This window comes from Microbispora sp. H10885 (genome assembly GCF_014161415.1).
GTDB lineage: Bacteria > Actinomycetota > Actinomycetes > Streptosporangiales > Streptosporangiaceae > Microbispora > Microbispora triticiradicis.
Map to the genome: position 1 here is coordinate 266,388 of NZ_JABBWY010000001.1, position 18,082 is coordinate 284,469.

Annotated in this window: 16 protein-coding genes; 4 read left to right on the forward strand and 12 right to left on the reverse strand. The window is 69.5% G+C overall.

What is annotated here, in order from left to right; translation table 11 throughout:
* Positions 1-446 precede the first annotated feature (446 nt).
* Positions 447-812 carry a nuclear transport factor 2 family protein gene (locus HHX37_RS01210; RefSeq protein ID WP_182884224.1) on the reverse strand — a complete coding sequence of 122 codons (366 nt, stop codon included), beginning with the start codon at positions 810-812 and terminating at the stop codon, positions 447-449.
* Positions 813-1,160: 348 nt separating this feature from the next.
* The gene (locus HHX37_RS01215; protein WP_259403751.1) at positions 1,161-2,129 is read right to left on the reverse strand and encodes an NAD(P)-dependent alcohol dehydrogenase; all 969 of its coding nucleotides are present in this window, start codon (positions 2,127-2,129) and stop codon (positions 1,161-1,163) included.
* 59 nt (positions 2,130-2,188) lie between these two features.
* Here HHX37_RS01215 and HHX37_RS01220 point away from each other — a divergent pair, with 59 nt between their 5' ends.
* Complete coding sequence (locus HHX37_RS01220) at positions 2,189-2,848, forward strand: TetR/AcrR family transcriptional regulator (RefSeq protein ID WP_220502526.1); 660 nt, start codon at positions 2,189-2,191, stop codon at positions 2,846-2,848.
* Here HHX37_RS01220 and HHX37_RS01225 read toward each other — a convergent pair.
* Positions 2,845-3,786 carry an alpha/beta fold hydrolase gene (locus HHX37_RS01225; RefSeq protein WP_182884226.1) on the reverse strand — a complete coding sequence of 314 codons (942 nt, stop codon included), beginning with the start codon at positions 3,784-3,786 and terminating at the stop codon, positions 2,845-2,847. The genes HHX37_RS01220 and HHX37_RS01225 overlap by 4 nt on opposite strands.
* Before the next feature lie 61 nt (positions 3,787-3,847).
* Here HHX37_RS01225 and HHX37_RS01230 point away from each other — a divergent pair, with 61 nt between their 5' ends.
* A complete protein-coding gene (locus HHX37_RS01230; RefSeq protein WP_182884227.1) occupies positions 3,848-4,795 on the forward strand; it encodes a helix-turn-helix transcriptional regulator in 948 nt (315 codons plus the stop codon).
* Between the two features lie 187 nt (positions 4,796-4,982).
* Here HHX37_RS01230 and HHX37_RS01235 read toward each other — a convergent pair whose 3' ends face one another.
* The 8 genes from HHX37_RS01235 to HHX37_RS01270 are packed head-to-tail and all read right to left on the reverse strand — an operon-like array spanning position 4,983 to position 13,185.
* A complete protein-coding gene (locus HHX37_RS01235; RefSeq protein ID WP_182884228.1) occupies positions 4,983-6,134 on the reverse strand; it encodes a glutathione-independent formaldehyde dehydrogenase in 1,152 nt (383 codons plus the stop codon).
* Between the two features lie 56 nt (positions 6,135-6,190).
* The gene (locus tag HHX37_RS01240; protein WP_182884229.1) at positions 6,191-6,361 is read right to left on the reverse strand and encodes a hypothetical protein; all 171 of its coding nucleotides are present in this window, start codon (positions 6,359-6,361) and stop codon (positions 6,191-6,193) included.
* A 3-nt stretch (positions 6,362-6,364) separates the two neighbouring features.
* Entirely contained in the window at positions 6,365-8,983 is a 2,619-nt protein-coding gene (gene clpB, locus HHX37_RS01245; RefSeq protein ID WP_182881754.1) for an ATP-dependent chaperone ClpB, read from the reverse strand.
* Entirely contained in the window at positions 8,974-9,300 is a 327-nt protein-coding gene (locus HHX37_RS01250; protein ID WP_182884230.1) for a chaperone modulator CbpM, read from the reverse strand. Before HHX37_RS01250 ends, clpB begins: the two co-directional genes overlap by 10 nt.
* Positions 9,297-10,286: a DnaJ C-terminal domain-containing protein gene (locus HHX37_RS01255; RefSeq protein ID WP_182884231.1), complete on the reverse strand. Its 990-nt coding sequence runs from the start codon at positions 10,284-10,286 to the stop codon at positions 9,297-9,299. The genes HHX37_RS01250 and HHX37_RS01255 overlap by 4 nt, the downstream gene beginning before the upstream one ends.
* Positions 10,286-10,786, reverse strand: a complete 501-nt coding sequence (locus HHX37_RS01260; RefSeq protein ID WP_182881757.1) for a nucleotide exchange factor GrpE — start codon at positions 10,784-10,786, stop codon at positions 10,286-10,288. The genes HHX37_RS01255 and HHX37_RS01260 overlap by 1 nt, the downstream gene beginning before the upstream one ends.
* Positions 10,787-10,797: 11 nt before the next feature.
* Positions 10,798-12,696, reverse strand: coding sequence for a molecular chaperone DnaK (gene dnaK / locus HHX37_RS01265; protein ID WP_182884232.1), 1,899 nt, complete (start codon positions 12,694-12,696; stop codon positions 10,798-10,800).
* 21 nt (positions 12,697-12,717) lie between these two features.
* Positions 12,718-13,185: a general stress protein gene (locus tag HHX37_RS01270; RefSeq protein WP_182884233.1), complete on the reverse strand. Its 468-nt coding sequence runs from the start codon at positions 13,183-13,185 to the stop codon at positions 12,718-12,720.
* A gap of 451 nt (positions 13,186-13,636) precedes the next feature.
* On the opposite strand from HHX37_RS01270, the gene HHX37_RS01275 reads away from it, so the two are divergent.
* Positions 13,637-14,563, forward strand: coding sequence for a sensor histidine kinase (locus HHX37_RS01275; protein ID WP_182884234.1), 927 nt, complete (start codon positions 13,637-13,639; stop codon positions 14,561-14,563).
* A 183-nt stretch (positions 14,564-14,746) separates the two neighbouring features.
* Positions 14,747-15,964, forward strand: a complete 1,218-nt coding sequence (locus tag HHX37_RS01280) for an ROK family transcriptional regulator (RefSeq protein WP_182884235.1) — start codon at positions 14,747-14,749, stop codon at positions 15,962-15,964.
* A gap of 47 nt (positions 15,965-16,011) precedes the next feature.
* Here HHX37_RS01280 and HHX37_RS01285 read toward each other — a convergent pair whose 3' ends face one another.
* Positions 16,012-18,063, reverse strand: coding sequence for a beta-galactosidase (locus tag HHX37_RS01285; protein ID WP_259406127.1), 2,052 nt, complete (start codon positions 18,061-18,063; stop codon positions 16,012-16,014).
* Between the last annotated feature and the right edge of the window lie 19 nt (positions 18,064-18,082).

Genomic DNA, 18,082 nt, shown 5'->3' on the forward strand with positions numbered 1-18,082 from the left:
CAGTTCCCAAGATCCGGGACCTGGCCTCTTGATCGTTTGTTAGCCGTTCGTTAGCGGGCCAGCCCTGACCAGGTGACAGAGATCAGTCTTCATCGACAGGCCCTGACAGCCGATCTCGCCTGCGCCCGGATGGAGTTGAACGCCCGTGCGGTCATGAATGGCATGACTGGCATTGCCATAGCCGGCCCGTACCTCCGTGATGTGAGCCTCCACGGTCACGACGACTGCGCCGCCAGGAACTTCGCTGAGCAGGTGCCTGGGCTGACGGTTCGCTACGGGCGGCGGGAAACGGCGACTTCAGCGGGAAGCGCCCCGGCCAGTGGCGCCGGTGGGATCAGGCCATGTACGCCCGGGAGAGCAAGGAATGGTGGGAGTCGGACTGACTCGGCAGCCTGGCCGAGCGGGCTCTCGGCAGGAGGGGCGGCCGGGAGCCCGTAGAGAGGCGGTCAGGCGGGGACCTTGTCGAGGAAGCCGTACACGTTGCCGATCCGGCCGTCCTCGGCGATCGTGACGACGTCGAAACCGATCACGACGGGCTCGGCGGCGCCCTCGGGGCCGAGGTGCCAGGTGAACCGGGCCGTGTCGTGGTGGCCGTCCACGGCGCCGCCCAGGGTGAACACGAACCCGGGGAACATGTCCTGCGCGCCGGCGATAACGGCGGCGACGCCCTCGTGGCCGGTCACCGTGGCCAGCGGGTCGATGTAGCCGCCGTCCTCGGTCCACAGCGCGGCCACCGCCTTTGCCCTGGCCTCGGGGTCACGCTCGTTCCAGGCGGCGACATAACGCTCGGCCAAGGCGGTGTAGTCGGTCATCTTCGTGCTCCTTCAGGGTGTCTCGGTGACGACACGTGAACGGTGTCATGGACCCTTGAGGAGAGGCGATTACGCGCCGGGTAATGCTTCCGGCCCGCGTGTCTCCTTGCGCAGGTGGGTCTTGAGGACCTCGCCCCGGGTTGCGCGGCAGCTCGCTTTCCTGGACCAGAACCGGACCGGCACCTTGAACGCCGCGATGCGTGTCAACGTCGCTCGAAGGTGGGACCAGGGGCGACGCGCGAATCTGGACCCGTTTGTCTCTGGCGGCATCTGATCGAAGTAGCCGTCCTCGTTCCCGACGGCGGCGCTGCGGTGGACGTTCGGCGTGTCCGGCGACGCGCGCCGTTCTCAGGCGATCCGTACGACGACCTTGCCGCGTACGCCGCCCTCCTCCAGTGTCCGGTGTGCCTGGGCGATGTCTTCGAAGGGGAAGACCGTGTCCACGACCGGGCGGATGGCGCCGCTGTCCACGTACCGGGTGAGGTCGGTGAAGAGCCGGGTGGTGGGGTTGCCGCTGAAGAAGCGCACCCGCCGCCGCCCGTGAACGGCCGAGGCGGCGATGTACGCCAGGGACGCCGCGATCCTGCGGTGGTCGAAGGCGATCGCCACCATCCGGCCGGACGGCGTCAGCAGGCGTCGGAAGGCGGCGTGCTCGGTGCCGGCGGTGTCCAGGATCACGTCGAACCTGCCCAGGTCCGCCGGGGCGACGGCGGCGTAGTCGTACGCCTCGTGCGCGCCGAGGTCGCGGACGAGGTCGAGGCTGCGCGCCCCGGCGAGGGCGGTGACGTGGGCGCCGAGGGCCCGGCCGAGCTGTACCGCGACGACGCCCACGCCGCCGCTGCCACCACGGACGAGCAGGCGTTCGCCCGGCCTGAGCGCGGCCAGGTCGCGCAGCGCCGTGATGGCCGTCGTGCCCACCGGGAGCGCCGCGGCCGTCACCAGGTCGAGTCCCGCCGGGGCCGGGGACAGACGGCGGGGGCGGATCGCCACATACTCGGCGGCGCTCCCGAACGTGCGTCCCAGCACGCCCCACACCCGGTCGCCTGCCTTCGGGCCGGTCACCCCGGGGCCGAGGGCGACGATCTCGCCGGTGAGGTCGATCCCGACCCGTTTCGGGAAGCCCCGCTGCATCAGCCCGGTCACCAGGCGCAGCCGGCCCGTCCGGCCGTGCACCTCGCCGCCGTTCACGCTGACGGCGTGCACCCGCACCAGCACCTGTCCGGGGGCGGGGACCGGCTTCGGCACCGTGCCCACGTACAGCTCCTCCGGCGGTCCGTACCGGTCGAACAAGGCCGCGCGCATCTGATTCGTCTCCATACGGGAGACGCTAGCTCGATAACCGGATGGGCCCGTCCACTTACGCTAATGTGAGAAATATGGCTGATCATCCCTCTCAGTTGGCGTCGGCCAAGGAGCTGCGGGCGGACGCGCGGCACAACCGGGTGCGCATCCTGGACGCAGCGCGGGAGACGTTCGCCGCGCGCGGTCTGGACGCGCCGATGGCGGCCATCGCCCGGCGCGCCGGGGTCGGGGTGGCCACCCTCTACCGGCGGTTCCCGTCCCGCGAGTCCCTGATCACGGAGGTGTTCAGGGACGAGCTGGCGGCGTGCGCGTCGGTCGTGGACGACGCTCTGGCCGACCCGGATCCGTGGCGAGGGTTCTGCGGGGCGATCGAGAAGGTGTGCGCGATGCAGGTCGCCGACCGGGGGTTCACCGACGCCTTCCTCACCGCGTTCCCGGACGCGATCGACTACGAGCGCACGCGGTTGCGGGCCGAGCGGGGCTTCGCCGAGATGGTACGGCGGGCCAAGGCCACGGGCCGGCTGCGAGCCGACTTCGACGTCGCGGACCTGGTGCTGCTGCTCAGGGCCAACTGCGGCCTCATCGCCGGTGCGGGGGAGGGGGTGGAGGCGGCGTCGCGGCGGTTGGTGGCGTACCTGCTGCAGTCCTTCGGCGCCGGGAACGCCGAACCGCTGCCGCCGCCACCGCCGCTCACGCTCGGCCACATGATCCAAACTCTGAACACGAGACGTTAGGCGTCATCCCGCTTGTCCAGCCAGTGGAGAATGGCCTGGTTTGTTTCTTCGGGTTTTTCCTGCTGGATCCAGTGGCCGCAGTCCAGGCGGACCACTTCCACGTTGGGCACGAACTCTGCCAGGTTTTCCGACCTCGCGACCGGGTCCAGGTCGCCGTAGATCACGAGGGCGGGCTGGTGGATGATCGAGTCCACGTCCGCCAGGAGGCGCCAGTTGCGGTCGAGGTTCCTGTACCAGTTGATGCCGCCGGTGAATCCGGATGTTTCGAAGGCGGAGACGAGGACGGCCAGTTCGCTGTCGCTCATGATGGGTTCGCCAAGGGGTGTCTGCGCTCTGGCGAGGTTGATCAGTGCCATGCCCGGCTGAGGCTCCGGCGGCGGCTGGTTCTTCCGGTACAGGTTGCGGAGGAACTGGGCGGTGTTGTCTTCGAATACGGCGTCGGCGACGCCCGGCTGCCGGTTGAAGTGGACGAAGTAGAAGTCGCCGCCGAGCATGTCTTCCATGAACTCGATCCACGGCTTTTCCCCGCGCTCCTGGTAGGGCAGGCTCAGGTTGATCACCTTGTCCACACGGGTGGGGTGCAGCAGGGTCAGGCCCCAGACGACGAACGCGCCCCAGTCGTGGCCGATGAAGGTGGCGTCTTGGTATCCGTAGTGGTCCAGGAGCGCGACGAGGTCACCCGACAGGTGTTCGATGTCGTAGTCCGTCACCTCGGCCGGGCGGGAGGAGTTGCCGTAGCCGCGCTGGTTCGGGGCGATGACGTGGTAGCCGGCCGCGGCGAGGGCGGGCATCTGGTGGCGCCAGGTGAAGGCGTGGTCCGGCCAGCCGTGGCAGAGCACGATGGGCCTTCCCGCGTTCTCTCGGCCCGCTTCGAAGACTTCGAGTTCCACACCGTTGACCGGAATGAGGGTGGGCTTGGGGAAATCGGTTGAGGTCATGGCGCCATCCTGACGCCGAAACCGGTCACCTCATGACCGGTTTGTGTGGGAGTTTATGGGCGTGCGAACCGACCGGCTGGTGGCCGTCCTCCTCATGCTGCAACGGCGTGAGCAGGTGACAGCGGCAGAGGTCGCCCGGGAGCTGGAGGTCTCCGAGCGCACCGCCCGCCGCGACCTCGACGCCCTGGCCATGGCCGGGGTGCCCGTGTACTCCTCGCAAGGACGGGGCGGCGGCTGGCGCCTGGTGGGCGGCGCCCGTACCGACCTGTCCGGGTTGACCGCAGGTGAGGCCCGCGCCCTGTTCCTGGTCGCCGGCCCGGCCTCGGCCGCGACCCCGGCCGTGAAAGCAGCCCTGCGCAAACTCGTCCAAGCCCTGCCGGAACCCTTCCGCGCCCAAGCCGAAGCAGCAGCATCATCCTTGGTCATGGACCCGCGACGATGGGGGGCGAGCCGGGTCGAGCACCGACCACCTCGCTTCCTCGACGACCTCCAGGACGCGGTGATCCGCGGCGTCCAGGTGCGGCTCGGCTATGTCGACAGCAAAGGTGCCGAAACAGAGAGGACCGTCCACCCGCTGGGCATCGTCGCCAAAGGCCCGGCGTGGTATCTCGTCTCCCACACCGAGACCGGCCGACGGACCTTCCGCATCGACCGCGTGACATCAGCCGACCCGACCGGCGATCCCGTGCACCGGCCCGAGGACTTCGACCTCGCCGAGAGCTGGCGGGAGATCGCCGACGAGATCGACCGCAGACGAACACCTCTGGAGGCCCAGGCCGTCTGCGCGCCCCACGCCATAGGCATTCTCCGGATCGGGTTCGGCGACCGACTCGAAGTCGGAGGCACCACGACCGACGGACGCATCGACGTCGTGATCCGCGGCCACGACGACTACACCCTCGCCGGCGAACTCGCCGGGCTGGTCGAATGGCTCGAAGTGACCGGCCCCCCGGGTGTGCGAGACCACCTGGCCTCGATCGGCAACGCGCTCGTCGAGCGATACAGCTGATGCCGGCAGGGGCGCTCAGCCCACGTGCTGAGCATGCTCGACGAGCATGATTCGATCGCGGGAAGGTACTGCCCGCCCTGTCCGGCTGACGCCAGCAGCCGGCTCTTGCGCATGTCGCCGATGTCCTCTGCCGGCTCCCCCTCACTGCCAGCGGTCGGACCGCGGGGCCGCGGCCCCCACGGGAGGGTCAGGCGATGCCGGCGGGATGCAGGACGACCTTGGTCCAGCCGGGATCCCGCCGGTCGAAGTGCTCGTAACCGCCGGGCGCGTCGTCCAGATCCAGCTCGTGTGAGACGATCCACGACGGCCGGGCCTTCCCCTGGTGGATGAGGGTGCAGAGCTGCCGGTTGTAGTTCTTGACGTTGCACTGGCCGTTGCCCATGGTCTGGCCCTTGAACCAGAACATCCCGTAGTCGAAGGCGATCTCGCCCTGCTTGTAGAGGTCGTCGGGGCTGCCGGGATCCGTGGGAATGAACACGCCCACGACCCCGATCGTCCCGGCGAACCGCACCGACTTGACGAGGTTGTTCAGCGTCATGTTGGGATGCTCGTGCCCCTGGGGGTCGTGCGCCTGGTAGCCCACGCACTCGCAACCCCGGTCGGCGCCCCTGCCGTGCGTGAGTTCCATGACCTGGTCGACCGGCGACGTCTTGGAGTCGTCGATCGGGATCGCCCCGATCTCCTCGGCCTTGGCCAGCCGGTCCGGGTGGCGGTCCACGACCATCACCGTGCCCGCGCTCTTGAACGTCGCGGAGTAGGCGGCCATCAGGCCGACCGGCCCCGCCCCGTAGATCACGACCGAGTCGCCGGCCTGCACACAGGCGAGCTGGGTCGCGTGCCAGCCGGTGGGCCAGATGTCGGCCAGCATGACGTAGTCGCTCTGCCTCTCCCGCGCGTCGTCCGGCAGGACCAGGCAGTTGAAGTCGCCGAACGGCACGCGCAGCAGCTCGGCCTGGCCGCCGTTGTACGGGCCCATGTCCGCGAAGCCGTAAGCGGCCCCGTCCACCCCCGGCTCCGGATTGGTGGTGAGGCAGAAGGCGGTCAGGCCTCTCTCACAGTTGGCGCAGAAGCCGCACGCGACGTTGAACGGCACGCAGACCATGTCGCCGACGCGAACGCGTACCACTCCCGGCCCCACCTCGGCCACCTCGCCGAGGTTCTCATGGCCGAGGACACGGCCCGGCTCCAGGTCGGTCCGGCCTTCGTACATGTGCAGGTCCGACCCGCAGATGTTGGTCGTGGTGACACGGACCAGGACGTCGGTGGGCATCTCTATCCGCGCGTCCGGCACATTCTCGACGCCGACCTGCCGGGGTCCTTCGTATACGACTGCCTTCATGATGTCCTCGCTTCCAGAGCAGCAGCTCGAAAACGCGGATCACGCGTTCCCACTGCTCAGTCCTCCGCGACCTCGGCGAAGTCCTCGTCCCCCGCGTCCACCACCCAGGGCAGTGACTCGCGGCACTCGCCGCAGCGCGGGACCCCGGCATCCGCCCGGGGCACGCGGTTGTTGCGCCCGCAGTGCGGGCACCGGACGACGCTCGACTCCACGACCTTCGGCGGCATCGGTCAGCCCTCCGGGTTCTCGTACGTGACCACGATCTCGCCGCCGGAGAGTTCCACCCGGATGGTCGCGCCGTCGCGGACGTCGCCGGCGATCAGCGCCCGCGCGACCCGGGTCTCCACCTCGCGGGCGATGTAACGCCGCAGCGGGCGGGCTCCGTAGATCGGGTCGAACCCGCGCTCGGCGATGTGGCGGACCGCCTCCGGGCTGATCTCGAGCGTCATCCTGCGCTCGGCGAGCCGCGCTCTGATGTCGTTGAACATCAGCTTGACGATCTGCTCGATCTCGGCCTCGGTGAGCGGCTTGAACAGCACGATGTCGTCGATGCGGTTGAGGAACTCGGGGCGGAAGCGGGCGCGCAGCTCCGCCATGACCATCTCGCGCACCTCCGGGTCGATCTCGCCTGACGGCGCCGCCTTCTCACTGAGGTAGTGCGAGCCGATGTTGGACGTCATGATGATCACGGTGTTGCGGAAGTCGACCGTGCGCCCCTGGGCGTCGGTGAGCCGCCCGTCGTCCAGCACCTGCAGCAGGGTGTTGAACACGTCCGTGTGCGCCTTCTCGATCTCGTCGAAGAGCACCACGGAGTAGGGCTTGCGCCGCACGGCCTCGGTGAGCTGGCCGCCCTCCTCGTAGCCGACGTACCCGGGCGGGGCGCCGACGAGGCGGCTGACGGTGTGGCGCTCCTGGTATTCGCTCATGTCGACGCGGACGATGTTCTCCTCGGTGTCGAACAATGCCTCAGCCAGCGTCTTGGCCAGCTCGGTCTTGCCGACTCCGGTCGGCCCGAGGAAGATGAACGACCCGATCGGGCGACGGGGGTCCTTGATCCCGGAGCGCGCGCGGATGATGGCGTCGGCGACCGCCTCCACGGCCTCGTCCTGGCCGATCACCCGCTGGTGCAGGATCTCGTCGAGCTGTAGCAGCTTCTCCCGCTCACCCTCCTGCAGGCGGCTGATCGGGATGCCGGTCCACCGCGACACGATGCCTGCGATCTCCTCCTCGGTCACCACCTCGCGCAGCAGCCGGTGCCCGCCCTGCTTGCTCTCCAGCTGCTCCTCCGCGGCACGCAGCCTGCGCTCCAGTTCGGGAAGCCTGCCGTGTCGCAGCTCGGCCGCGCGGTTCAGGTCGTACATGCGCTCGGCCTGCTCGGCCTCCCGGCGTACGCCTTCGATCTCCTCGCGCAGCTGCTGCACCTTGCGCAGGGCGTGCCGCTCGGCCTCCCACTGGGCCCGCATGGCGTCGGCCTCTGCCCGCAGGTCGGCCAGCTCCTTGCGTAGCGTCTCCAGGCGCTCCCGGCTCGCCGGGTCGTCCTCCTTGGCGAGTGCCGCCTCCTCGATCTCCAGCCGCGTCACCCGGCGGGTCAGCTCGTCCAGCTCGGCAGGCATCGAGTCGATCTCCGTACGGAGCATGGCGCACGCCTCGTCGACCAGGTCGATCGCCTTGTCAGGGAGGAAGCGGTCGGAGATGTAGCGGTGGCTCAGCACGACCGCGGCGACGATCGCGCCGTCCTGGATCTTCACGCCATGGAAGACCTCAAGCCGCTCGCGCAGCCCGCGCAGGATGGAGATGGAGTCCTCGACCGACGGCTCGTCGACGAAGACGGGCTGGAAGCGGCGCTCCAGCGCAGCGTCCTTCTCGATGTGCTTGCGATACTCCGCCACGGTCGTCGCGCCGATCATGTGCAGCTCGCCGCGGGCAAGCATCGGCTTGAGCATGTTGCCGGCGTCCATCGCCCCCTCGGCGGCACCCGCGCCGACCACCGTGTGCACCTCGTCGACGAACAGCAGGATGCGCCCCTCGGACGCCGTCACCTCCGTGAGCACGGCCTTCAGGCGCTCTTCGAACTCGCCGCGGTACTTCGCCCCGGCGACCAGCGCGCCCATATCCAGGCTGAAGATCGTCTTGTCCTTCAGGCCCTCCGGCACGTCGCCGCGCGCGATGCGCTGCGCGAGGCCCTCCACGATCGCGGTCTTGCCCACGCCCGGGTCGCCGATCAGGACCGGGTTGTTCTTGCTCTTGCGGGACAGGATCTGGACGACCCGGCGGATCTCGCCGTCCCGCCCGATGACCGGGTCGAGCTTGTCCGCCCGCGCCGCGGCGACGAGGTCGCGCCCGTACTTCTCCAGCGCCTCGTACGCGACCTCCGGATTGGCGGAGGTCACCCGCTGGTTCCCGCGTGCCTGCGTCAGGACCTGCAGGAAGCGCTCACGGGTTAGCCCGTGTCCCTTGAGCAGCCGACCCGCCGCGCTGTCGACGCCCTCGTCCAGCAGCGCCATCAGCAGGTGCTCGACCGACACGTACTCGTCCTTCAGCCGGCCGGCCTCCCGCTCGGCGGCGTCGAGCAGCCGCGACAGCCGTTGGGTGACGTAGACCTGGCCGGGAGCGGCGCCGGGACCGGTGACGCGGGGCCGCCGCTCCAGCTCGTGCTCCAGTTCGAGCCGGAGCTTGTCCGGGTCGGCGCCGGCGGCGGACAGCAGGCGCGGGACGAGCCCGTCGGGCTGCCGGACCAGCGCCAGCAGCAGGTGCTCCCCGTCGACCTCGGTGTGTCCGAAGCGGATCGCCGCGGTCTGGGCGTCGTGCAGGGCCTCCTGCGACTTCTGCGTCAGGCGGTTCAGGTCCACGATCTGTCTCCGGTCCATCTCGTACGGGTGCGCAGAGCCGCCTCCAGCTCCGCGATGCGGTCCAGGAGGTCCGTCACGAGGCCGAGGGAGGCGTAGTTGACGGCGAGTCCCGCGTGCAGGCGCTGAAGGCGCCCCACGGCGGCGACCTGGGCGGGCGGGAAGCACAGGTCGCCCGTGAAGCCGGTCCAGGCGTCGATCAGCCCGAGCGCCACGAGGCGACGCACCAGTTCCGGGTGCAGTCCCGTGGCCCGGGAGAAGGACTCCAGGTCCAGGTGCCCGGCGTCCACCTGGGCGAGCCGGACGAGCGGAAAGGTCATGACGGACTCCTCGGGTTGAACGCCGAGGCCCTGGCCAGTTGCTCGTACAGACGGCGCTCCTCGTCGCCGAGTGTGGGCGGCACCATGATCCGGGCCTCGGCCAGCAGGTCTCCGGGCCGGCCGCGCGGGTTCGGCATGCCCTGTCCGCGCAGGCGCAGGCGGCGCCCGGACGAGGTGCCCGGTGGCACCTTGACCTTCGCCTCCCCGCCAGGCGTGTCGACCGCGACGGTCGCCCCCAGCGCGGCCTCCGACGGCGTCAGCGGGAGGCGGACGTGGATGTCTCGCCCCTCCAGGTGGTATCGGGGGTGGTCGGCGATCCGCGCGATCAGGTAGAGGTCGCCCGCACCGGCGCCGTCGCCGCCCGGGCCGCCCTGGCCCGCGAGCCGGATCCGCCGGCCGTCGGTCACCCCGGGGGGAATGTTCACCTGGAGGGTCCGCCCGCCTCCAGGGCCGGGAATCGTGATGGTCCGCCGACCGCCGCGGTAGGCCTCCTCGACCGTGAGCGGCAGCTCGGCCTCCTGGTCGGCGCCGGGCACAGGGCCCCAGCCGCGGCCGGTCGCGCCGCGCCTGCGCCTGCCGAAGACGCCGCCGAGCAGGTCTTCGAGGTCGATGCCCTCGAAGCCCTCGCCGGTGGTGAAGTGGATCTCCTCCCCGCCCGGTCCGCGCGCCCAGACGGGCCCCGGCCCCGCCCAGCCCGGCCCCGCGCCGGCTCCCGCTCCGGCGCGGGCGCGCGCGTACGCCGCCGGGTCGACGCCCTCGGGCACCCGGCGGAAGTCCGGCCCGAACGCGTCGTACCGCCGCCGCGTCCCGGGGTCCGACAGCACCTCGTACGCCTCCGAGACCTCCTTGAAGCGGTCCTCGGCGTCCGGGGCCTTGTTCACGTCGGGATGGTAGGTGCGGGCCAGCTTCCGGTAGGCCCGCTGGATCTCGTCCTGGTCCGCCGTCCTCGGCACTCCGAGAGCCTCGTAGAAGTCGCGCTCCGCCATCACTCGTCGGCTTTCGTGGAGACGACGACGGAGGCCGGGCGCAGTTGCAGCGCTCCGTCGCCGTAGCCGGGCCGTACGACCTCGACGACGGTGCCGGGGTCGGCGTCCGGGACGGCGACCGTGCTGACCGCCTCGTGCCTGGCGGGGTCGAACCGCGTGCCCACGTCGTCCCTGCGCGGGAAGCCGAGGCGCGCGAGCACGCCGACCGCCTGGTCGCGGACGGCCCGGACCCCCTCGATCACCGCGTCGGCGTCGGCGCCCGCGTGCTTGAGCGCGAGTTCGAGGTTGTCGACCACCGGCAGCCACTCCGCCGCGACGCGCGTGCGCTCGTCGATCCGCTGCCGGTCCAAGTCGCGCGCGGCACGCTTGCGGAGGTTGTCGAGTTCGGCGACGGCCCGCAGCCACCGGTCCTCCAGCTCGGCGAGCTTCTCCTCCGCGCTACGCGTCTCCTCATCGGCCGGCTCAGGCTCAGGAGGAGGCGTCCCGTTCTGCTCGGTCATGTCACGCCACGTCAATCGGAGCTGGTGAACTCGGCGTCGATGACGTCCTCGTCCGAGGGGCCGGCGGCGGCCTGGCCGGGCCCGCCCTGAGCCCGCCCCTGAGTCTGGGCCTGGGCGGTGGACGCCGCCGCGCCGAGGCCGTGGTAGACCTGTTGCAGCTCCGCGGTCAGGCCCCGCAGCCGGTCGACGGGCACCTCCTCCTTGACGGCCTGGCGCGCCTCCATGATCAGCTGCTCGGCCCGGGCCTTCTCGTGCACCGGGACCGCGTCGCCCAGCTCGGACAGCCGGCGTTCCACCTGGTAGGCGACCGAGTCCAGCTCGTTGCGGGCGTCGATCACGGTGCGAAGCTGCGCGTCCTCGTTGCGGTGCCGCTCCGCGTCGGCGACCATCCGGTCGATCTCGCTTTTGTCCAGGTTGGAGCTCTCGCTGATCGTGATCCGCTGCTCGGCGCCGGTGTCCTTGTCCTTGGCGGAGACGTTCAGGATGCCGTTGGCGTCGATGTCGGTGGTGACCTCGATCTGCGGCACGCCGCGCGGCGCGGGCCGGATGTTCTCCAGCCGGAACCGTCCGAGCACCCGGTTGTCGGCCGCCCGCTCGCGCTCGCCCTGCAGGATGACCACGTCCACGGCCGACTGGTTGTCGTCCGCCGTGCTGAACGTCTCCGTGCGGCGGGCCGGGATCGTGGTGTTCCGCTCGACGATCTTCGTCATCACGCCGCCGAGCGTCTCGACGCCGAGCGACAGCGGCGTGACGTCCAGCAGCACGACGTCTTTCAGCTCACCCTTGATGATGGCGGCCTGGACAGCCGCGCCGACGGCCACGACCTCGTCCGGGTTGACCGTCATGTTCGGTTCCTTGCCCGTCAGCCGCCGCACGAGTTGCTGCACGGCCGGCATGCGGGTGGAGCCGCCGACGAGGATCACCTCGTCGAGGTCGTTCGTCGTCAGCTTCGCGTCGGCCATGGCCTGCTCCACCGGGCCCCGGCAGCGTTCGAGCAGGTCGTGGGTGATCTGCTCGAAGGTCGAGCGCATGAGCGTCGTGTTCAGGTGCTTGGGGCCGGTCGCGTCGGCCGTGATGAACGGCAGGCTGACCTGCGTCTGGGTGACCGCCGACAGCTCCACCTTGGCCTTCTCCGCGGCCTCGAACAGCCGCTGGAGGGCCTGCGGATCGCGCCGCAGGTCGATGCCCTGCTGCTGGTGGAACTCGTCGGCCAGGTGGTCGACGATGCGCCGGTCGAAGTCGTCGCCGCCCAGGTGAGTGTCGCCCGAGGTGGCGCGGACCTCGATGACGCCCTCGCCGATGTCGAGGACGCTGACGTCGAACGTGCCCCCGCCCAGGTCGAACACGAGAACGGTCTCGTTGCCCTTCTTGTCCAGGCCGTATGCCAGGGCCGCCGCGGTCGGCTCGTTGATGATCCGCAGGACCTCCAGGCCGGCGATCTTGCCGGCGTCCTTGGTGGCCTGCCGCTGCGCGTCGTTGAAGTACGCGGGGACCGTGACGACGGCCTCGTCGACCTTCTCTCCCAGGAACTTCCCGGCGTCCGAGGCCAGTTTGCGCAGCACGAAGGCGGAGATCTCCTCCGGCGCGTACAGCTTGTCGCGCACCTTGAACCGCACGGCGCCGTCCGGGCCCGGCACGACGTCGAACGAGACCGCCTTGATCTCGCTCTGCACCTCGTCGAACTTGCGTCCGATGAAGCGCTTGGCCGAATAGATCGTGCCCTTCGGATTGAGGATCGCCTGGCGTCTGGCCATCTGGCCCACCAGCACCTCGCCCTGGTCCGTGAAGGCGACCACCGAGGGAGTCGTGCGCGACCCCTCGGCATTCGGGACTACCGTCGGATGCGCGTCCTCGGTGGTCGCGATGACCGAGTTCGTCGTGCCGAGGTCGATGCCCACCGCCTTGCCCATGTCCTCATCCCCTCCTGGCGCTCACCTGAGCGCAGCGGCCTCACGAGCGTCGGTGAGCACTCGCCGGGCCTCGTCGGCGAATCCGGGGTCCACGAGGATGTCGTAGTGGTCGGCGACGACCGTAGGCATCGAGGCGAACGCCCGGTGCTGGACCACGTGACTGATCGCACCCCAGACGAGGCCGAAGATCAGCCCGAGCGCGATCGAGGAGCCGATGGCCCACCCGGCCCACGGGCTGAAGATCGCGAATATCAAGCCGATGAGAAGACCGATCCAGCCGCCGGTACCCGCGCCGGTGAGGAGCGCCCTGCCGAGGCCCCATCGCCCGAGCACCTTCTCCTCCCACCGCAGATCGCAGCCCACGATGGTGACGTGTGTGATCGGGAAGTCGTGGCGGGCCAGGACGTCCACGGCGTGCTGGGCCGCGTCGTAGCCGCTGTAGGTGGCCAGCACCACCTTGTGGGGCTCTGCTGTTCTCGGAACGCTCACGGGACCATCCCCTTCGGCTATTCCAGATCGTGAAGACAACTCGCTCCGCCGCCGCTGCGTATCGGCCCGAGCGGGAGAACCGGAACCACGCCACCTTCGACGTTGGCCGTGTCGGGTCCTACCAGCGAGAACGGCTCCTGTGACGCGTGTCCCTCGTCGGCTTGTGGAACACCCCGACGGCATTTTCGTCTCCCACGCCAGGATCCCGCCTGCCGTTCCCTCGCACCACCCCTTCCCGACCGTCATCTGCCTCGCATGAGCAGTGGCAAGTTCCCCAGCGGGAGCGTCAGGTGCGAAGCAACTCCGTGCCCGGCGACCACAGTCGCAGGGGAACCGGCCGAGTTGTGGCCGCGGCGACCTACATATTCCCGAACGCGATGAGCGTACTGTTTTCGCTGGTCAGAAGGCCATCTGGTTGTGCGAAGGCCAGTGCGAGGGACAATGTAGACACATGCTGAGTTTGCGTGGACGGCGGCACCGGGCGGTGTGGGGCAGCGGCACTGGTTCATGGAGTCGTCTGCGGAAGGCGCTGGGGGTGCCGGCTGCCCTGCTCGCCGGCGTGATCGTGGTCCGCCGGCTGCTGCGTCGGGTCGGCGTGATCTCAGACGACCTCGCCCGGATCAACGTCAGGGACGAGTACGACCAGATCACCCACCATCGGGATCCGACGCAGATGAGCCAGCTGGTCGGCAACATCAACGTGAGCTTGGACATGCTGGACCGCGAGCGGCAGTTCGCCTCCACCGTCGCCCACGAGATCCGCTCCCCGCTGGCCGGCATACGCGTCAGTGTGGAAGAGGCGATCGCCGACCCTGATCACGCCGGTCACCCAGGCGCGTTCAGGGAGGTGCTGCGGGAGGTGGATCGACTGGAGGCGCTCGCGACCGACCTCCTGCTGATCGCCCGGGGTCGTGTCGCCCAGAGAATCGAGATGATCGATCTGTGCGAGCTGGTCAGGCAGGAAGTCGCTGCCCGAACCGACCCGATACCCGTCGAGGTGAGTTCCACTTCCGGTGGTCAGGTCGAAGCCATGCATACGCAGATGCGCGAGATTCTGACCAACTTGCTGGACAACGCCCAGCGCCACGCCCGGCACAGCGTGCGGGTCGACGTCGGATGCGGCGACCGCTTCGCACGGCTGGCGGTGTCCGATGACGGCCCCGGCATTCCCCTGCACGAGCGGGAGCACATCTTCGATCGGTTGTACCAGCTCACGAGCGAGCCTCTGCGCGGCGACGCCGGCACGGGCCTCGGGCTGAGCATCGTCCGGGAGATCGTCAAGACCTACAACGGATCCGTGTGGGTCGAACCCTCTCCCAGTGGCGGGGCCCGCTTCGTCGTTCAGCTCCCCCTCGCCTCCCCGGTGTCGACGCCCTGACCCACCCGGCCCGCCCCACACCCGGCTCGACCTTTCCGGCACCCCCTGGAGGACGGCGCGGCGTCCCATAGGACGGTGGGAAAATAGTTCATTGATCAATGAACCGTTGTCGCTGAATCACGTGAGACACGTCCCCACCGAGCCTCGCACCTGTGGTCGGTCGGTGGCTTCAAGGGAGGCCGAATGGCGACCAGCCCCATCGGGGCGGGGAGGCCGAAGACCCGCGGCATCGTGCTCAACAGGATCCGGAAGGCACGCACCATCAGCCGGGTCGAGCTCGCCGCCGACACCGGAGTCACGGCGGCGACCATCACCCAGGTCGTTCGTGAGCTCATGGACCTCGGGCTGGTCGTCGAAGTCGGGCGCGGCGCGTCGACCGGAGGCAAGCCTCCGACGCTGCTGCAGATCAACCCGCACGCCCGGTACGCCGTGGGAGTGCTGTTCGAACGCAACATCTGCATCATCGTCATCGTCGATCTGACCGGCCGGCAGGTGGCCAGGACCGCGTTCCCCGGAACGGCGCTGCTGCCTCCCGAGCAGGCACTCTCGCTGGTGGCCTCGCGTGTGGACGCCCTGATCGAGACCGCCGGAGTCGATCGCGGCAGAGTGCTCGGCGTGGGGCTGGCGACCTACGGACCACAGGACCGGCAGGCGGGCGTGCTGCTGACCCACCAGCCGACCGCCGAGTGGTTCCGATATCCGGTCGCGCCGCGCCTGTCCGAACTCCTGGGCCTGCCGGTGCTGCTCGACAACGACGCGGCGGCCGCGGCGATCGGCGAGTACTGGCTGGGGGCGGTGGAGTCCGGTACCTACGGGTGCCTCTACATGGCCAGTGGCCTCGGCGGGGGCGTCGTCATCGACGGCGAGGTGTACCGCGGCGTCTCCTCCAACGCCGTCGAGATCGGCCACATCACCATCGACTTCAATGGAGGACCATGCGATTGCGGCAACTTCGGCTGCCTTGGAAACTACGTGGAACCCGCCGCCGTGATAAGGCAGGCGCTGAAGGAATCGAGCCTCGGTCAACGGCTTGAACTCGACCCTGCGGATACCGACGTCATGACCGGGTTCGCCCGCATCGCGACCGCCGCCGTCGCCGGAGACCCAGCGGCACTGACCTTGATCGAGCGCTCCGCCCGCCATCTGGGTACCGCCGCCGTCACGATGACGAGCCTGTTCGACCTCGACCTGATCGTGCTCGCCGGCCCCAGTTTCACCACCGCAGCGTCGATCTACCAGTCGGTGATCGAGGAGGAGGTGCAACGGCGCACCTTCGCCCGGCGGGCGCACCCGGTCCGGGTGGTCACCTCGGTCAGCAGCTCGGACGCGGCGGCGATCGGCGGCGCCGTGCTTGTCCTGCAGGGCGAGCTGGCCCTCCTCGAGCTGGACGTACGAGCCTGACGTCGCCGGAGCCGTCTATCAGGAGGGGTGCCTGGATCCGGTCGGGGTCACCGCGGTCCTTCTCCGCTGGTTCGCCGTGTCGTCTGGATGACGGCGGCGCCGAGGGGAGCCAATGTGATCTCTTCGGTTGCCGCGGCGCCCGTCAGCAGGTCGACTCCCGAGCGATCCAGGGGAACGGCGACGTCCACGTCGGGGCTGTGGTTGAGCAGGAAGAGGTACTCGTTCCGATCGCCCTCCCGTACCGTGCACTCGACGTGAGTGGGCAGGCCCGGGAAGGGATCCGTGACCCCGGCCATCCGGATCTGGTCCAGAAGGACGGCATGGAAGGCGGCGTCGTCCAGGAGAGTCGAGAAGTAGACGACCCGGCCGGAGCCGTAGGCGTTCTCGACGATCGCGGCGCGCTCTGCCAGCGGCCCGTCGGCGTATCTCGCCAGCGCGGTGCCGGTTTCCAGATGAATGTCCTCCCGCCACCAGCTCGCGGTGGCGGTGCGCCCGTCGGCGAACCGGACCGCGAACCGCTCTCCGGGACGCGCCGGCCAGTACTCGTCGATCTTTGCCCCGATGAGGTGGCGGAACGCTCCCGGATAGCCGTGGGGGCGGACGCGGTCGCACTCGTCCACGACCCCTGAGAAGAAGGACATGACGACGGTGCCACCGGCGCGGGCGAACTCGGTGACGGCCGCGACGCCCTCGTCGTCGATCAGGTACGCGTTGGGGATGATCAGGACCTTGTACGGCGCCAGGTCGCTTCCGGGAGACACGACGTCGATCGTGTGGTGGTGTTCCCACAGCGGCCGATGGTGGCGCAGCACGATTTCGCCATAGTCGAAGTCGTCACGGGGCAGCCATCCGGTGTCCTCCAGCCCCCACCGGCCATCCCAGTCGAACAGGATCGCGATGTCGGCGCACCGCATCGTCGTACCCGCCACCGGGGCGAGGAGGCTCAGCTCGCGTCCCAGGTCGGCGATCTCCCGGAAGGTCCGCGAGTCCGGCCCGGAGTGAGGAACCATCGCGGAATGGAAGCGCTCCACCCCGCCCCGGGCGGCCCGCCACTGGAAGAACATCACCGAGTCGGATCCACGTGCCAGCGCCTGCAGCGAGCCGAGCCGCATCCGCCCTGGTTCCTTGGCCAGGTTGACGTTCCTCCAGTTGACGGCGCTCGCGGCCTGCTCCATGACCATCCACGGCTGACCGTTCTTCAGTGAGCGGAACATGTCGTAGTGGAATGCGGTCGATATGTGCGATTCGGAATCGCCGGGGTCGGGGTAGACGTCGAGGGCGGCGACGTCCTGTTCCGATGCCCACCTCCAGTAGTCCGCGTGCGGGTAGAAGGACATCAGGTTGGTCATTACGGGGATGTCGTCGCGGAAGGAGCGGAGGATGTCACGCTCGGCGAGGTAGCACTCGAGCAGGGAGTCGGAGGTGAAGCGCCGGAAGTCGAGGCGGCGAGCGGGGTTCATCCAGACGTTCATGACGTTGGCCACCTCGATCTGGTTCCAGTCCGTGTAGACCTGGCCCCAGAAGCTGGTGGTCCAGGCGGCGTTGAGGGTGTCGAGGTCGCCGTACCTGCGCCGGAGCCAGCGGCGGAAGCCGCCGGCGGCGGCCTGGCTGTACGACGTGGGGCCGTACTCGTTGTTGACATGCCACATCGCGAGAGCCGGGTGGAAGGAGTAGCGCTCGGCAAGCCGGGTGACGATGTTCGCGGCGTACTCACGGTAGACAGGGGAGGCGTGGTCGAAGTGCTGACGGCTGCCCAAGCCGAGAGGCCGGCCGTCCTCCATGATGGGGAAGACCTCTGGGTGCAGTTGGGTGAGCCAGGCGGGCGGCACGGCGGTGGGGGTGGCCAGGTTGACGCTGACGCCGCCCTCGTGCAGGAGGTCCATGACCTCGTCGAGCCAGCCGAACTCGTACTCCCCGGGCTCCGGTTCGATCGCGACCCAGGCGAAGATCCCCAGCGAGACCAGGTTCACTCCGGCCTCACGCATCAGCCGGACGTCCTCCCGCCAGGTGGCGCGGTCCCACTGCTCAGGGTTGTAGTCGCCTCCGTAGGCCAGGCCGCCCAGGCGGCTCCTGAAGGCGTGCATACGAGGGTTGGTCATGTGACGCTCCTTGGCGAGC

Bases quoted from the DNA above. Each gene is read 5' to 3' on its own strand.
- dnaK (WP_182884232.1), bottom strand. From the start codon at position 12,696: ATGGGCAAGGCGGTGGGCATCGACCTCGGCACGACGAACTCGGTCATC.
- HHX37_RS01240 (WP_182884229.1), bottom strand. From the start codon at position 6,361: ATGCCGCCGAAGGTCGTGGAGTCGAGCGTCGTCCGGTGCCCGCACTGC.
- HHX37_RS01215 (WP_259403751.1), bottom strand. From the start codon at position 2,129: ATGGAGACGAATCAGATGCGCGCGGCCTTGTTCGACCGGTACGGACCG.
- HHX37_RS01280 (WP_182884235.1), top strand. From the start codon at position 14,747: ATGGCGACCAGCCCCATCGGGGCGGGGAGGCCGAAGACCCGCGGCATC.
- HHX37_RS01285 (WP_259406127.1), bottom strand. From the start codon at position 18,063: ATGACCAACCCTCGTATGCACGCCTTCAGGAGCCGCCTGGGCGGCCTG.
- HHX37_RS01250 (WP_182884230.1), bottom strand. From the start codon at position 9,300: ATGACCTTTCCGCTCGTCCGGCTCGCCCAGGTGGACGCCGGGCACCTG.
- HHX37_RS01210 (WP_182884224.1), bottom strand. From the start codon at position 812: ATGACCGACTACACCGCCTTGGCCGAGCGTTATGTCGCCGCCTGGAAC.
- HHX37_RS01235 (WP_182884228.1), bottom strand. From the start codon at position 6,134: ATGAAGGCAGTCGTATACGAAGGACCCCGGCAGGTCGGCGTCGAGAAT.
- HHX37_RS01275 (WP_182884234.1), top strand. From the start codon at position 13,637: ATGCTGAGTTTGCGTGGACGGCGGCACCGGGCGGTGTGGGGCAGCGGC.
- HHX37_RS01260 (WP_182881757.1), bottom strand. From the start codon at position 10,786: ATGACCGAGCAGAACGGGACGCCTCCTCCTGAGCCTGAGCCGGCCGAT.
- HHX37_RS01220 (WP_220502526.1), top strand. From the start codon at position 2,189: ATGGCTGATCATCCCTCTCAGTTGGCGTCGGCCAAGGAGCTGCGGGCG.
- HHX37_RS01255 (WP_182884231.1), bottom strand. From the start codon at position 10,286: ATGGCGGAGCGCGACTTCTACGAGGCTCTCGGAGTGCCGAGGACGGCG.
- HHX37_RS01225 (WP_182884226.1), bottom strand. From the start codon at position 3,786: ATGACCTCAACCGATTTCCCCAAGCCCACCCTCATTCCGGTCAACGGT.